The 15,395-nt window shown below is 61.8% G+C and carries 13 protein-coding genes; 6 read left to right on the top strand and 7 right to left on the bottom strand.

The genetic code is table 11. The features are described from left to right. Positions 1-11: 11 nt before the first annotated feature. From ABUA28_RS13810 to ABUA28_RS13820, 3 genes are read right to left on the bottom strand one after another with little or no spacing between them, the layout of a single operon-like run. Positions 12-683: a sugar transferase gene (locus tag ABUA28_RS13810; protein ID WP_349904869.1), complete on the bottom strand. Its 672-nt coding sequence runs from the start codon at positions 681-683 to the stop codon at positions 12-14. Next, entirely contained in the window at positions 680-1,798 is a 1,119-nt protein-coding gene (locus tag ABUA28_RS13815; RefSeq protein ID WP_349904870.1) for a DegT/DnrJ/EryC1/StrS family aminotransferase, read from the bottom strand. Before ABUA28_RS13815 ends, ABUA28_RS13810 begins: the two co-directional genes overlap by 4 nt. Before the next feature lie 14 nt (positions 1,799-1,812). Further along, positions 1,813-3,525, bottom strand: coding sequence for a polysaccharide biosynthesis protein (locus ABUA28_RS13820; RefSeq protein ID WP_349904871.1), 1,713 nt, complete (start codon positions 3,523-3,525; stop codon positions 1,813-1,815). Between the two features lie 343 nt (positions 3,526-3,868). Here ABUA28_RS13820 and ABUA28_RS13825 point away from each other — a divergent pair, with 343 nt between their 5' ends. Beyond that, the gene (locus ABUA28_RS13825) at positions 3,869-5,197 is read left to right on the top strand and encodes an O-antigen ligase family protein (protein ID WP_349904872.1); all 1,329 of its coding nucleotides are present in this window, start codon (positions 3,869-3,871) and stop codon (positions 5,195-5,197) included. Next, a complete protein-coding gene (locus ABUA28_RS13830; RefSeq protein WP_349904873.1) occupies positions 5,194-6,513 on the top strand; it encodes a hypothetical protein in 1,320 nt (439 codons plus the stop codon). The genes ABUA28_RS13825 and ABUA28_RS13830 overlap by 4 nt, the downstream gene beginning before the upstream one ends. Here the strand turns inward: ABUA28_RS13830 and ABUA28_RS13835 are convergent. Together ABUA28_RS13835 and ABUA28_RS13840 are read right to left on the bottom strand one after the other, a co-directional pair. Further along, a complete protein-coding gene (locus tag ABUA28_RS13835; protein WP_349904874.1) occupies positions 6,510-7,514 on the bottom strand; it encodes a GDP-mannose 4,6-dehydratase in 1,005 nt (334 codons plus the stop codon). The genes ABUA28_RS13830 and ABUA28_RS13835 overlap by 4 nt on opposite strands. A gap of 110 nt (positions 7,515-7,624) precedes the next feature. Continuing rightward, a complete protein-coding gene (locus ABUA28_RS13840) occupies positions 7,625-8,731 on the bottom strand; it encodes a glycosyltransferase family 4 protein (protein WP_349904875.1) in 1,107 nt (368 codons plus the stop codon). Between the two features lie 175 nt (positions 8,732-8,906). Between ABUA28_RS13840 and ABUA28_RS13845 the strand changes: the two genes are divergently transcribed. Genes ABUA28_RS13845 through ABUA28_RS13860 form a run of 4 tightly spaced genes read left to right on the top strand, consistent with a single transcriptional unit; the run spans position 8,907 to position 13,020 of the window. After that, positions 8,907-10,952 (top strand): DUF7657 domain-containing protein, encoded by a 2,046-nt coding sequence (locus tag ABUA28_RS13845; protein WP_349904877.1) that lies wholly within the window; start codon positions 8,907-8,909, stop codon positions 10,950-10,952. A gap of 38 nt (positions 10,953-10,990) precedes the next feature. Beyond that, entirely contained in the window at positions 10,991-11,896 is a 906-nt protein-coding gene (locus ABUA28_RS13850) for a glycosyltransferase family 2 protein (RefSeq protein WP_349904879.1), read from the top strand. A gap of 33 nt (positions 11,897-11,929) precedes the next feature. Continuing rightward, positions 11,930-12,655: a glycosyltransferase family 2 protein gene (locus ABUA28_RS13855; protein WP_349904880.1), complete on the top strand. Its 726-nt coding sequence runs from the start codon at positions 11,930-11,932 to the stop codon at positions 12,653-12,655. Further along, the gene (locus ABUA28_RS13860) at positions 12,652-13,020 is read left to right on the top strand and encodes a DUF2304 domain-containing protein (protein ID WP_349904881.1); all 369 of its coding nucleotides are present in this window, start codon (positions 12,652-12,654) and stop codon (positions 13,018-13,020) included. Before ABUA28_RS13855 ends, ABUA28_RS13860 begins: the two co-directional genes overlap by 4 nt. Here the strand turns inward: ABUA28_RS13860 and ABUA28_RS13865 are convergent. Further along, positions 12,996-14,264 carry a polysaccharide biosynthesis protein gene (locus tag ABUA28_RS13865; RefSeq protein WP_349904882.1) on the bottom strand — a complete coding sequence of 423 codons (1,269 nt, stop codon included), beginning with the start codon at positions 14,262-14,264 and terminating at the stop codon, positions 12,996-12,998. The two genes, ABUA28_RS13860 and ABUA28_RS13865, sit on opposite strands and share 25 nt — an antisense overlap. A 2-nt stretch (positions 14,265-14,266) precedes the next feature. Further along, a complete protein-coding gene (locus tag ABUA28_RS13870) occupies positions 14,267-15,334 on the bottom strand; it encodes an NAD-dependent epimerase/dehydratase family protein (RefSeq protein WP_349904883.1) in 1,068 nt (355 codons plus the stop codon). Positions 15,335-15,395: the final 61 nt, after the last annotated feature.

A 15,395-nucleotide genomic window follows, 5' to 3' on the forward strand; every position in this document is an offset into this window, starting at 1 on the left:
GTTTAGTCAGATCATGCATTGTCACCGGAGTGTTTTACTACTGCAACCGAAGTCGCTGGATCCTGCTCCCCAGTAAATTCGGTCATTGTCGCCTCTCCAGCCGCACTGATTCCTTGACGTCGGATCGTAGACCCAACTGTAAGCCAGAGAATTTTTGCATCCAACACGAAACTACGGCCCTGAACGTATTGGACATCAAGCGCGAGCTTTTCACCCCAAGAAAGGGAATTCCGGCCCATCACCTGGGCAAGCCCGGTAACACCCGGGCGTACTTCATGCCTCCGAGCCTGCTCCGCCGTGTAACGGTCGAGATACTTCACGAGCAACGGCCGCGGTCCCACCAAGCTCATGTCCCCTTTTAATACGTTTACGAGGGTGGGAAGCTCGTCGATACTTGTCGATCTCAGCTTTCTCCCGAACGCCGTTAGGCGTTGGGCGTCAGTGTTCAAGTCATGCGCGACATCGACGTTCTTCATCGAACGAAATTTGTACATTTGGAAAATCTGGCCGTCTTTGCCTGGCCGCTCCTGCTTGAACAACACCGGCCGACCCAACTTCATCAAAACCAATACTGCAACAACAGCCAACGCGGGAGACAACACAATAAGACCAACGACCGCGCCGAAGACATCGAGCCCCCGCTTCACGCCGTCATAGCGTCGCCGCTCCCGCCGACTTTTCATGGATGCCTACCCACGAAGGTCCGGACTCGCGTAAGTACACGATCAATTTCTCCTCCGCCAAGCGCAGACCCGCTCGGTAGAGTCAGCCCGGTCTCAAACAGCCTCCCCGAGTTGCCGTTGATCATCGAACGGGCGCCTTCGAACACAGGCTGGAGATGCATGGGCTTCCACAGCGGGCGACTCTCGATGTTGTCTTCCAGAAGTGCAGCGCTCAACTGGGCAGGAGTCCAACCGGTCACAGACGAATCGACGACGATCGAGGTCAACCAGCAGTTGTCGTCTGCATCGTTTGAGCCGCCGAAAATCTCCACCCCGTTGACCTCAGAGAACAGCTCGCGGTAGCGCTCGCGCAGCGCTCGGCGGCGGGCGATCATCTCGTCCAGCCTCGAAAGCTGTGCACGACCCAATGCAGCCAAGAGGTTGCTCATGCGGTAGTTGTACCCGATGTCGACGTGCTCATAGTGAGAGACGGGCTGACGAGCCTGCGTCGACAAATAATGCGCGCGTGCAGCGAGGTCGTGATCGTTGGTGAGGAGCATTCCGCCCCCCGATGTGGTCATGACCTTGTTTCCGTTGAACGAGACCACCGATGCCCTGCCAAAGGATCCGGCCTGTTTGCCGAGGTGTGACGCACCGAGTGATTCCGCGGCATCCGCCAGCACCGGAATCCCGTACTCGTCTGCGATCGCGAGGATCTCCGTGTAGTTGACGGCCTTGCCCAGCAGATCGACCGGCACGATTGCCGCAACCGTTTCTCCGGCATCCGTCAGCTGCTTGAGGGCCATGCGCAGAAGTTCCGGATCCATGTTTCCGGTCTCCACGTCGCAGTCGACGAAAAACGGCTCGGCTCCGGTGTAGGTGACCGCATTGGCGGTGGCTGCAAAGGTCATCGTTGACGTGACGACCACGTCGCCGGCGCCGGCCCCGAGCCCGAGGAGCCCGAGATGGAGCGCGGCCGTACCCGAGCTCAGGGCCACACCGTATGCCACCCCTACTCGAGTGGCAAGTTCTTCTTCGAACGCATCAACGTCTGGTCCGAGAGGTGCGATCCAGCCGGAGCGCATCGCGCGAACGACCGCTGCTTCCTCCAACTCGCCTACGTCGGGCGAGGACATGTATATCCGGTCACTCATCGGGAGGTGACCTGCGCATCCCATCGCGCGTGTTCGAGTTCCGACGGATCGAGTGCGGGAACGGCTGCGTGCGAAATCTTGGGGTGAATGGGCCGCTCGTCAGATTCGTTCTCGCCCATGAGCACCTCGTGCAGCTTTTCGCCCTCACGGAGGCCTGTGAACGTAATGCCGACGTCGCGCCCGGAGCGCGCGATCATGCGCTGGACGATGTCAAGGATCCGCACGGGCTCCCCCATGTCGAGGACCAACACCTGGCCAGGACTCCCAATACCGCCGGCCTGAATCACAAGGTGGCTTGCCTCTGGAATGGTCATAAAGTATCGCGTTGCGTCTGCGTGAGTAACGGTGACAGGTCCACCAGAGCGAATCATGGAAGTCACAAGTGGCAATAGTGACCCCCGGCTGCCCAACACGTTGCCAAACCGCACGGAAAGGAAGCGCTTGCCACTCTTCTCTGCAGCCCACGCCGTCAGCTGCTCTCCGAGGCGCTTCGAGTAGCCCAGCACACTGGTTGGATCCGCCGCCTTGTCAGTAGAGACGTTGACGAATATCTCCACATCGACCGCCAGTGCTGCTTCCAGCACGTTGAGCGTGCCGAGCACGTTCGTCTTCCACCCCTCTTCCGGGTAGCGCTCGAGCACTGGCAGGTGCTTGAGCGCAGCTGCATGGAAAACGACGTCGGGCCGACGCTCGGAAAAGATCTTCGCCAGTGCCTCTGTGTCACGAATATCCGCGAGTACCGTTTCTTTGGTTTCCATGAGGCCGTGGCCCAGGATGAGAAACTCCGCCGTCTGCAGACCGGTCTCGTCGTGGTCGAGCAGAATCAGCTCCGCCGGGTTGTACTGCGCGATCTGCCGCGACAGCTCGGACCCGATCGATCCACCCGCCCCCGTGACAAGCACACGTTTGCCGGTCAGGTAATCCGCAATCGCCTCCACCTGGGTGTCGATCGGGTTGCGACCGATGAGGTCTTCGATCGCCACCTCACGCAGATCGCTCAGCCGCGACTTGCCGTCGAGAATCTCATGCAGAAGCGGCATGACGAGAACGCGCAGTCCCTGCGCCTCCCCGGCATCCGAGATCTTGCGAATCAGCGGGGCATCGGCCTTGCCGATACTGATGATGAGCACGGTAGCCCGAGTCTTTGCGACTATTGCGTGGAGGTCCTCCCCCGTGCCCAGGACCGGCACCTTATCTATGGAGAACTGCGATTTGAACTCGTCATCGTCGATAAGAGCCACTGGGATATAAGGCGAGTGAGCGTCTGTCAGCATGCGGTGCACAAGATACCGGGCGAGATATCCGGCTCCATACACGATCGTGCGCTCGGCAGATTCCCCGGGACGCGACAGTCCTTCTACATAAACGCGTTGGGCGTAGCGCAATGCCCCCATGAACACGAGAGCAAAGGGGATCGCCACAAAACCACTGCTTCGAGGCGTTGCTAGCGCACTCCCTCCCAGCAGCACCAGAAGTCCAAGGACCGCTCCGACGATGAGAGTGGAGACGGTGAGCGCCTGCATTTCGTGAAAGCTGCCCAGAACAAAGCGACCGGAATACAGCCGGAGCCACCAGCCGACCAGCAGCTGGAGGAGCGCAGCGACCGCGCAGATGACGAGCAGCGGCAACCAACGGACCTGGGTGACATTGAGGTCGAAACGAAACAGCACTGCGGCCGCAATGGCGATCGCCCAGGCAGCCGAGTCCATGGCGTACTGGTAGCGACCCCTGACAAGCGAGACTATGGGTCGCCTTGCTCGAATGCCCTCGCCTGAGGTCGCAACCTTTGGTCTGCCCATAGTTCCTATTGCCTCTGAATTCAGTCCGGGCTACATTCGCAAATCTAGCTTGCGCTCCACGCTGGACGCGATCACAGTCACCACGAACGTTACTGCTCACGAGCGCACTCGGGTTGAGCCGAAACCCGCGGCCTTATGTCCAGATTATCTCATTGAGAGCGACTCACTGTTGAGGCCGCCCAGCGTTCACACTAGTTCCCCCACACGACATTCAGCTACGCCACCACAGAACCGCACCGACTAGCCTCTACACATGAGTTCGCCCGAGCACCGCCCCGCCCACCTCTGGTTCGCGGGCCTCGTCCTCTTCACCGGGCTCGCCGGGGACTTCTGGCGTAACTCGCTCAGCTGGTACGGGTTCGGCGCGGTCGTGCTGGTGATCTTCGTCGGCTCGATACTGCTGCTGGTGCAGGGCCGCGATCGCGTGAGACTGGGCCGGATGCCGTACCCGCTCATCGCGTTCCTGGTGCTGGCCACGGCATCCATCGCCTGGTCCTTCTACCCGGGTTCCTCGGCGCTGGGTGTGACCGCGCAGTGGGTGACGACGATCGCGGCGCTGCCGGTCGCGCTTCTGCTCAGCTGGGACGAGTTGCTGCGCGTGCTCGGCTGGGTACTGCGGCTCATCCTGGGGATGTCGTTCCTGTTCGAGTTCGTGGTCTCGGCGTTCATCCGCCACCCGATCTTTCCGGTGTGGGTGACGCCCGACAACCCACACCACGTCGCGAAGCTCCTCTACTGGTCGCGCGACCTGCTGTTCTCGGGCGGCAAGATCCAGGGCATCGTGGGCAACTCGAGCCTCCTGGCGATGATCGCCCTCATCGCCGCGATCGTGTTCGCCGTGCAATTGGCCTGTCGCACCACGCGCTTCTGGGGCTGGTTCTGGCTCCTCGCGGCCCTGGCCGCAATAGGCATCACCCGCAGCGCAACGATCTTCATCGGAGTCGTCGCCGTGCTGATCGTCGCCGCGGCAGCGATCATCGTGCGGCGGGCGACAACCGATCGGGCCCGCACCGTCAGGTCCACGGCACTCGTCGCGGTTGTGGTCATCGCCGCCGGTCTCGGCGTGATCTTCCACAGCCAGGTGCTCGAGCTGCTCGGCAAGAGCGGCACACTCACCGGCAGACAGGGCATCTGGGATGCCGTGATACATCTCGCACAGCAACGCCCGGCGTTCGGGTGGGGCTGGGTCAGCTACTGGACGCCGTGGGTCGAACCGTTCAAAGACCTCATCATGCGGGGCGGGGTGCAGGTCATGCACGCGCACAACGCGTGGCTGGATGTCTGGCTGCAGCTGGGCATCCTGGGCCTCGTGGTCTTCGGCTTGCTCGTCGTCTCGACTCTCGTGCGCTCCTGGCTCATGGCAACGGATCGCCTCGCTCGCGTCGACGCAGGGACCACGGTCGGCGCGCACACCGGCTATTCCTGGGTGGCCATGCTGCCGCTTCTCGTGCTCACGGCGGAACTCGTGCAGTCCCTGGCCGAGAGCCGGCTGCTGATCGAGGGCGGCTGGATCCTGCTCATCATCTTCGCGGTGAAGACCAAGCTCCGCCCCCTCAGTGTCGAGGTGGAGATGGCGCGGTGAGCACGGTGAAACCACCCTCGGTGGTCACGGAGGCGGGGCGCTACTTCTTTGCCGCGCCTCGCTTCACCGCGGCGCTCACCCACCTCATCATCGCGACGGAGCTCGGCTCGCTCTTCCTGCAACAACTGATCGGATGGCCGGGGCTGCTCGGCATCATGTCCACGCTCGTGCTTCTGGCGGCCCTGTCGCTCGTCGCGAAGCAGCGCGAGATCGAATGGCACGGGCTCCTGCCGATCTCGCTGCTCGTGTTTGTGACGTGGGCGGGAGCATCCGTCTTCTGGAGCCAGTACCAGTGGGCCACGTTCGGCAGCGTCGTCTATTTCGGCGCGGTGACGATGCTCGGGATCTACGTCGCGCTCGTGCGCGACACCATCCAGATCGCGCGGGCATTCGGCGACATCCTGCGCATCGCGCTCGTGCTCTCCCTGGTGCTGGAGATCGTCTCCGGGCTGCTCATCGACTCACCGATCCGGTTCCTGTTCGTCCAGGGCAACCTGGACGTATTCGGCCCACTCCAGGGCATCTTCGGCAGGCGCAACCAGTTCGGCATCATCGCTCTCATCGCACTCGTCACCTTCGCTACGGAGCTGCGCACCAAGTCGATCCCGCGATGGCTGAGCATCTCGTCAGTCTGCGTCGCGGCGATCTGCCTGATGCTTGCGCGCTCCCCGATCGCGGGTGGCGCGGTCGTCGTGCTCGCGCTCGCGGCCACTGCCCTCACCGTGGTGCGGCGCATCAAGGTCGAGCACAAACCGTATTGGCAGGCGGGAATCGCGATCGCGACGATCGCCGCCATCACCACGGCCTGGACGCTTCGCACCCCGATCATCGCCGCGCTGGCGGGCACCAATGAACTGTCCCTGCGCCTGAAGCTGTGGCAGCAGCTCCGGTCGCTCATCCCGGTGAACAACCTCCAGGGCTGGGGATGGGTCGGGCACTGGAGAAAGGACGTTCACCCCTTCGAGGCGTTCCTGAACTTTGGCGACAGCACCCCGACATCCGGCCTGAACGCCTTCCTCGACGTCTGGTTCCAGGTGGGGTTGATCGGCCTGTTGCTCTTCATCGGGCTCGTGGGGCTGACGTTCGTGCGCTCCTGGCTGCTGGCGTCGAAACAACGCAGCATCGTCTACGCGTGGCCCGCGCTCATCCTCGTCGTGCTCATCTCAACGGCGTTGTTCGAGAGCTCGATCCTCTACGAGTTCGGCTGGCTCACCTTCGTGATCTGTTGTGTGAAGGCCGCGAGGGAGCTGAGCTGGCGGCGGGCGTTCGCTGCCACCGAGCCGCAGCTGACCCCAGAACCTAAGCCGACTGATTAGAGCTGCAACGCCCTCAGCTGCGCTTGTAACATGTTTTGCTCGGCCAGATCAGCCTGCACCATGATGCGGATGAGGTCCGGGAAACCCACGGTCGGATTCCAGCCGAGCGCCTGCCTGGCTTTCGTCGAGTCGCCGACCAGGTGGTCAACTTCCGCCGGACGCAGCAGACTCGAGTCCTGGTGCACCAGCGCACTCCAGTCGTCGATCCCCACTTCGCTGAAGGCAATGTCCAGCAGCTGCCGAACCGAGTGCGTCTTACCGGTCGCGATCACGTAGTCGTCTGCGGTCTCCTGTTGCAGCATCAGCCACATCGCTTCGACGAAGTCTCCTGCGAATCCCCAGTCGCGCTCGGCGTCAAGGTTTCCGAGACTGAGGCCTTCTTGAAGTCCGAGGGAGATTCTAGCGACCGCGCGGGTCACCTTGCGGGTGACGAACTCCGCGCCACGGCGTGGTGATTCATGATTGAACAGGATCCCGCTGGAGGCATGCAGTCCATACGATTCCCGGTAGTTGACCGTGATGTGATGCCCGAAAGCCTTGGCTGCACCGTATGGTGAGCGCGGCCAGAACTTCGTCGCCTCGGTCTGCGGAATCTGTTGCACACGACCGAACATTTCGGAGCTCGATGCCTGGTAGAAGCGCACCCCCGAGAGGTCATCGCCTGCCCACAACCGAATGGCCTCAAGGACGTTGAGCACTCCCTTGCCCGTTACCTCACTAGTGAGACCCGGGTTCTCCCACGAGTACGGCACGAAGGAGATGGCTGCGAGGTTGTAGACCTCGTCTGGCCGCGAAATCCGGAGCGCGCGCACGAGACCCGAGATATCCATCACGTCCGCTTTTATCAGCGTGACGGTAGGAAGCATTCCCCGCACCGTAGCGTACTTGGGGTTGTCCTGGCCGCGGACGATGCCGAAGACCTCGTAGCCCTTGGCAAGGAGCAACTCGGCAAGGTAAAGACCGTCCTGGCCGGTGATGCCGGTGATGAGGGCTCGCGTCATAATTACCTCACTCTATAAAGCAGACGAGCGGAGTCTACCGGCAGAACGCAGAACATGAGGATTAAACCTCTGGGGTGTTGAGGGCCGTGACTCGCCTGGGCAGCCCAGCATTAATACCTCTTGAGGTCTCTGGCATCACGATACGCCGACAGATGCGAGTCCGTGCACGCCGTCCAGGTGAACTTCGCCGCATGCACGACTCCAGCCAAAGAGAGTTCGTCGGTCCGCGCAATCGCACTGGAGATTCCCTCCACAATCGATTCAGGATCGAGAGGGTCGAAGAACACGGCGGCATCGCCGCAAATCTCGGGAATGGATCCGACGTTCGATACCGCAACTGGGCATCCCGAGGCCATCGCTTCAAGCGGGGGAAGCCCAAACCCTTCATAGAGACTCGGGAAGACAAGCGCAGCGGCAGACCTGTACAGGGTGCGGAGCTCTTCCGTGCTCACAAGGCCTTTGCGCTCCACCCAGTCCGGCACAGGCCCGAGCGCGTCCAGGCCGCCGCCTGTCAGCACAAGCCGAAGCTCCGGGTTTGTCATGCGTGCGATTCGCATCGCTTCGATCAGCCGCGAGTGGTTTTTGTGAGCCCATCCCCGTGCCGGATACAACACGAAGTTCTCACGTGGCCCATGCTGAGGAATGAAGCTCGCGGTGTCGACGCCGAGGTAGGCCACTCGCACCTTCTCCTCCGCAATACCCAACAGTTCTACGATTCTCTGTTTCGCAAACTCACTTATGGTCACGATAATGTCTGCACGTCGGGCACCGGCCTCATAGAAATAGCGTCGATACAACAGCTCGGCCTTGCTGAACAGGTGCGGTAGATCGAGGTGCTGCACATCGTGAAGGCTTTGCACAATAGCCTGGTTCCTGGCCGCTTTCGGCGCCTCCACGGTGAACGGATAATGCACAACATCCGCGGACGACATGGCGGCCCGAATCGACGGGCCGTGCGTTATTGCCGCTGCAACGGCCTGCAGCCTTGCGCGCGTAGACACCCCACCCCGTACTGACTCGATAACTGTTTCTGCTGCCCCCTCGCTGAATCCCGCAGCAGGCCCCGGCACGAGAGCCGTTGCTGTGAAACCGGGGATGCCCACCAGATGACGAGTGAGCGCCCGCGCGTAAGTCTCGCTGCCGCCCATGCCGCCCGGAACAAGCGTCAGCATCGACAAGGCGACCCTCAGCTCAGGCTCTCGCGTGGTGCTGCTCATTCGTTAAGATCCACTCCCTGCGCCAGTTCGTCTCGACCACATTCGAGCGCCCACGACCCACCAGATGCCCATCGAAGGCTAGCAGTCCAGGCCTTCGAGGCTCCCGTACAATGACGAATGCCAACTCTATAGAGCACCGAATATGGGCTCTGGCAACCCCTCGTCCTGGAGCCTCATGCACGAAAGCCAGACCGTACCGCCGCGCAGACCGGGCAACAGGTGGAACACTCTTCGCCCCCGTTATCTGGTCGCGATCGAGCCGCGCACCGATGGCCTTCCCCGCTATCGTGTGCTGCTTAGTTTCCCCGCTCTCTTGCTCATCTTCGGTGCAATCCTCGTGGGAGTCGGGCTTAATGGAACATCATCGGGCGCGATGCGTGATCTCATGTACACGAGCCAAGATCCGCAGCTTGTCGTGGGGCATCCGCAGCTCATCCGCTCGGACGAGTGGTACGTCACTACGGCCTGGTCGATCTCGCAAGTGCAGCTGGGCTTGCCAGAACGCAACTCTGTAATGCCTGGAGGGATGGATGCCGCCCTGCCACAAAACCTTCCCAGGCTCGACTGGTCTGTGGCCTTACAGCCGCAGCTCTGGGGCTACATGATCATGGACGTGGGCCATGCCACCGCCTGGAAGTGGTGGATGCCTGCTCTTGCCCTGATGGCAGCCGCATTCTGCTTCCTCGTCACTCTGCTTCCGCGTCGGCCCATCCTGTCTGCGGCACTCGCCGTCGGGTTCTTCTACAGCCCTTTCTTCCAGTGGTGGTTTCAGTCGGTGATGTTCTGGTCCGTCGCCTGGGGACTGACGACTATGACAGCGTTGATCTGGGCGATCAAGAACCACTCATCGCGCTCCCGCTGGGGATGGGCTGCGGTTGTCGCGTTCCTGACTACCACGATGGCTATGGGTATCTATGCGCCTTTCATCATTCCCGTCGTGCTGGTCGTTGCCTTCTTCTTCATCGGATTTCTAGTCGAGCGCAAGCAAGACGGCCCCCCTTGGCTCGAGCTGCTCAAGAAGGTCGCACCGTTGCTGTCGGGCGGGGCGGCGGGGGCCCTCGTCACCTTCGGTTGGCTCCAGTCCGAACGTGTGACCGTCGACAGTTTTCTCTCCACGGCATACCCCGGGGAACGGCTCACCCCCACGGGGGCCAGCAACCTTCTCTCGCTGGCGCGCGCGATTGGCTCCTCATTTTCAGAGTCACTCAGTCGAGGAGGCGGTTTTCTCGGCACTAATTCCTCCGAAGCCTCGACGTTCTTCTTCATCGGCGTGTTCATGTTGCCAATAGCGGGCTGGATAGTGTGGCGCGCGGCACAGCAGCGAAAACCCCTGCCTTGGGCCCTCATCGGTTTATGCGCCGCGGTCGTGCTGTTCATCGCATTCTTCTACATACCAGGGTGGGACCGGCTCGCCCACATTCTCTTCCTCGATCGCACGACCGAGGGTCGAACCCGCATAGGGTTCGGACTCGCATCGTTCGCCATTCTCGGATATATCATCCGATCGCTCGACTCGCACAGAGCCAGGGCGGGCGTGGCGATCACGGTCATCACTGCAGGGCTCTTTCTCCTTTCGCAAGCGGCCATTGCCGCGGCCATCGTCGTCGTGGCAGGCCCCGGGAAGCTCTGGCACGATTCCCCTCTGTGGTGGGCATACGCAGTAGTTTCAGCAGCAGCGATATTCTTCTTCTCCCGCAGGCGCTTCGCGCTCGGTGCCGTCGCGTTTGCTTTGGTGACGGTGACGGCGACCATCGCCGTCAACCCGGTCTACCTCGGCGTTTTCGACCTGCGCACGACGCCGGTGGCTAAGGAGATCGTGCAGGTGCAAAAGGCTGACCCGGGAACGTGGGTCGGCATGGGAGGCCCTGAAGTGACGGCGCTACTGCTCGAAACAGGAACACATGCCCTCAACGGCACGCAGGGCGCGCCGTCACAGAAGATGTGGCGCGAGATCGACCCCACAGGTTCATCCAATCTCGTATGGAACCGCCTTGCCGGGGTCAACTGGGAGGCAGGCACCGGCGAGCCGACCATGACCAATCCCGCACCGGATCAGATCCTCGTGACCTTCGATGCCTGCTCGTCGTTCGCACAGAAGAATGTCGACTACGTGCTCTCCGATCACGTCGACCTGAGTTCGCCGTGCCTGGAGGAGACAAAGAGTTTCGATCTTCCGGTGACCTCCCTCACGATCTACCGGGTGGTGGAACGCACCCCCTGACGCTGGCGGGCGACTAACGACGGGTATGCTGGTCGATCGTGACGCTCGACATCATGATGCCCTTCTATGGACGTTTTGACCACTTTAGAGAAGCGGTGACGAGCGTGCTGGCCCAGAGTGACCCTGATTGGCGCCTGACCATCGTGGACGACGTCTACCCGGATACAGAGCCCGGCGAGTGGGCCAAGGCCATTGACGATCCCCGTGTGACGTACATCCGCAACGACCAGAATCTTCGCCCGAGCCGCAACTACAACAAATGCGTGAGCCTCACGCAATCCGAATTTGTCGTGATCATGGGTTGCGACGATGTCATGCTCCCCGGATATGTCTCGCGAGTACATGAACTCATTCGGCAGTTTCCCGACGCCGACATTATTCAGCCCGGGGTGTCCACCATCGACGAGAACAGCACACCCTCGAACCCACTCGCCGACGTGGTCAAGCGCCTGTACCGTTTCGCAGGCACGGGCGCCAGAAAGTTCAGTGGAGAGCCACTGGCGCTCAGCCTGCTGCGCGGAAACTGGACGTACTTCCCCTCCCTGGTCTGGCGCACCTCCCAACTCTCACGATTCACCTTCCGCACCGACCTAGACGTTGTGCAGGACCTGGCAATGCTCCTGGAGATCACCAAGGCCGGAGGCAGCCTCGTTCTCGACGACGACATAGTGTTCAACTATCGCCGCCACTCCGGCAGCGTGTCGGCCCTGACGGCTCCGGACGGGTCAAAGTTCATGCAGGAACGTACCCTTTTCTATGCAGCCGCAGAGGCGTGCGATGCTCTGAGCTGGCACCGAGCGGCGCGCGCGGCGCGTCACCATTTCTCCTCACGTCTCAACGCGCTCACAGAGTTGCCCAGCGCAATCGCACACGGCACTCGAGCGGGGCGACGAACGCTCCTGGAACACGTACTCAGACGCCCTTACAGTAAATCCAAGCCATAAGAGGCACTCGATAAGATCATGATTGTGCCCAGCATGCGAAACCAGACGCTAATTGTGATGCCGGCCTTCAACGAAGAAGCATCAGTCGGCGACGTCGTGCGCGAAGTTTTCGCGAAGCTCTCCGGTGTTGATGTGCTCGTTGTAGACGATGGATCGAAGGATGCAACGAGCCGGGTCGCCCGCGATGCTGGCGCACACGTTGCACGGCTTGCGTACAATCTCGGCGTGGGCGGCGCGATGCGATTGGGCTTCCGCTACGCGCTCGAGAACGGCTATGACACTGTCATCCAGATCGATGCGGATGGCCAGCACGACCCGGCAGGAGTTCCCGAGCTTCTTGAGGCGCTCGGCGAAGCAGACCTCGTACTTGGAGCCCGTTTCGCGGGCGAAGGCGAGTATGCAGTGCGCGGGCCGCGCCGCTGGGCAATGGTTGTGCTGAGCAAGATCTTGAGCCGGAGTTCCGGAACAGATCTCACCGACACGACATCGGGGTTTCGCGCCTCGGGTCCACGAGCGGTCGCAGTCTTCGCGGAGCACTACCCCGCCGAGTACCTGGGAGACACCATTGAAACCCTGGTCATCGCATCCCGGTGCGGGTTGGTGATTAAACAGGTTCCCGTGGCGATGCGGTTGCGCACTGCGGGGGTACCGTCGCATAACCCTTTCAAGTCGGCTGCCTATCTTGGTCGCGCGGTGCTGGCGCTCACCTTTGCGTTCATCCGACCAGCAGCGGCATACCGGGTTGGAGGTGTCTCATGACGATAACCAGCTACGTCTTTGGAATAGTCTCCGCGCTTGTGGTGCTCGCGATCGTGATCGAGTTGCTGCGGCGCAGAAGTCTGCGCGAGCGCCACGCGATCTGGTGGCTGGTCGCCGGGATCTTCACGCTGGTTGCCGGAATCTTCCCCGCGACCCTGACCTGGGCAGCGAATCTCATCGGCATCGAGGTGCCGATCAACCTGGTCTTTTTCGTCAGCATTGCCATCCTGTTCCTGGTCTGTCTCCAGCACAGCTCAGAGCTGACTCAGCTGGAGAGCAAGACCAGAGCGCTGGCCGAGCGTCTCGCGCTGCTCGAGCTCAAGCTCACTGAGCAGGAGCCTCAAAGCCCCATCGACGAGTCCTGAGTTTCGTCGACGGGCTCCCCGCGTGAGGCGACCAGCCAGGAGAGATGAACCAGCAGGCCCGCGAACGGGCCGAGCAGCAGCGCGAGGGCCACTCGTGGGAGAAAATCGATCGGCGTGATCATGAGTCCGATCGTGAGCAACGCTGCCGCCACCCACCCCAGAGAGTAGACGCGGTGCTGTGCCCGCGCGAGAACAGCGGGTCCGGTGACAAACAGGGCACCGACGAGAGCGGATGATGCAACCAGAACCGCAATCAGCCCGCCGCCGAGCGAAAAGGGCTTGCCGGAGACCCACTCGAACACCCCTGGTCCGAGCCACCATCCAAGGGTACCGAGCACCGCACCGCCGGTCACGATAACGCCAAGGATCCCGAGGAGGAGCCTCCACCACCCGCTGCGATGGTGACGAAAGTGTACGACGAAGTAGCTCTGCAGCGACATCGCGGTGACGATGAGAGGGGCCCTCGTCAGGGTGATGGTAAAAATGAGCTGGCCTACCAGCACAGTGGACTCGCCCCGAGAGGTCACGCCGAGAAGCAAAGGAAACCCGCTGACCAACACGGCGGTTGCCATGGAGGCGAGTACGGTTCTCGCGGAGTTCCAGGCGAGCGTGCGATAGCTCGTATCCAGTTCGTACCTGCCCACGATTCCCGCACGGATGAACGGCCAGAGGACCATGAGCGTCAGGGGAAAGGGCACGGCCACGACCCAGGCGAGCGCGACGACGTTCTGCGTGAAGATCAGGACGATCATCACGAACCCGAATCGCATCAGACCGTCGACCACGATCATCAAGAAAAGCGAAGGCCACCGCCTCACGCCATAGAGCGAGCCGGCCAGCACCGCCACCAGTACGTATCCCCCGGCGCCGACGGCAAGCGGCCAGACAAGGGCCCACCCGTCGGCGGGAAACACCGAATCGACCCAGAGCGGTGCACTGCACACTATCGCGGCAACGATGATCGCGGCGGCCACGAGCGCAAAATTCCGAGCACTGGCCGAATGCGTAGTGCGCAGGGAGCCGATCGGACTGGTCGCCCGCGTGATCTCTTGCTGCACGCCGGAGCTGGCGCCGATAACGAGATATAGCGTGGCCCAGAAGATCGCAAACACGGCATACGCTGCTGGTCCGATGAAGCGGTAGACAACCAGCGTGACAAGGTATCCGGCAACGCCAGCCGTGACAGTGGCAGCGAGAATCAGCAGAGCTCCATTGGAGTTCCATCTGCGCGCTGTCGATACCACCGCTAGTCCTGAGCTGCTATCCACTCCTGGAGCGCGGCAATGCCGTGCTCGACATCCCACGACGGCTTCCAATCGAGCGTTGCCACGGTACGCGTGATGTCGCACTCCGCGTGCCGTACATCGCCATCACGGTAGGCGGCGGTGATGTGGGGGGCCGGCGCATCGTGGTATTTCGCAATCTGGCCGGCAAGCTCCATGATGGTCGTCCCGACACCGGAGCCGACGTCGAAACGGGTCACATCGCCCTTCGGGGCATCCACGATCACCGCGGCGAGGGCCTTGGCGATATCAGTGATATAGACGAAGTCACGCGTGATGCGGCCATCTTCGTAAACCGGGATCGACTTGCCCTCCCGCGCCCACTGCGAAAACAGGGACACGATGCCGGTGTATGAGTTGATCAGCGACTGGCCGGGACCGTACACGTTCTGGAAACGCAGGATCGTCAGCTGAGCATCATGAGAGCTGGCCCAGGACGAGAGGATGTTCTCCTGCGCGAGCTTGGTAGCGCCGTAGACACTCGTGGGCGCAGGCCAGGTGCGGGACGCTTCACTCGGTAGGGGAACGGCACCATCGAAGTCCCACTGTGCGCGTTCGAACTGGCTGTGTGAGCGCTGACCAGGGAGGAAAGTTGAACCGTCCACACGCTGCCATTCGCCCTCGCCGTAGACTGCGCGACTGCTGCTCAGAACGAAGCGCGGGGGAATGTGCCCCACCCTGCCGAAAGCATCGAGCATCTCGGTGGTACCAACCACGTTGACCTGAGCATGACGAGTGGCCTCGTGGAGCGACTGCGCCGTCCCTGTCTCCGCCGCAAGATGCACGACCAGACTCGGGTGAACGTCGCTGAGCAGAGCGTCCCAGACCGCGGCATCCGTCACATCGCCCACGACGAGTTCCGCCGCCTCGTGGAGGTCGGCCGGCCGTTCGCGGGACGGGTGAACCTGCGGATGAAGGTTGTCGAGTACCACCCATCGTTCAGCGCGAGAGGCGAGCTCACTCGAGAGAGCGCAGCCGATGAAGCCTGCTCCGCCGGTCACCAAAACGGTTCCGATAGCTGATCCTGACACGAACGTCCTTCTTCTCAGGCGCCTTTCGCGGCGCATCCGACTCTATAAAACGGCACACGTG

Origin of the sequence: Parafrigoribacterium humi, from assembly GCF_040227205.1 — a bacterium.
In the GTDB taxonomy this organism is placed as follows: domain Bacteria; phylum Actinomycetota; class Actinomycetes; order Actinomycetales; family Microbacteriaceae; genus Parafrigoribacterium_A; species Parafrigoribacterium_A humi.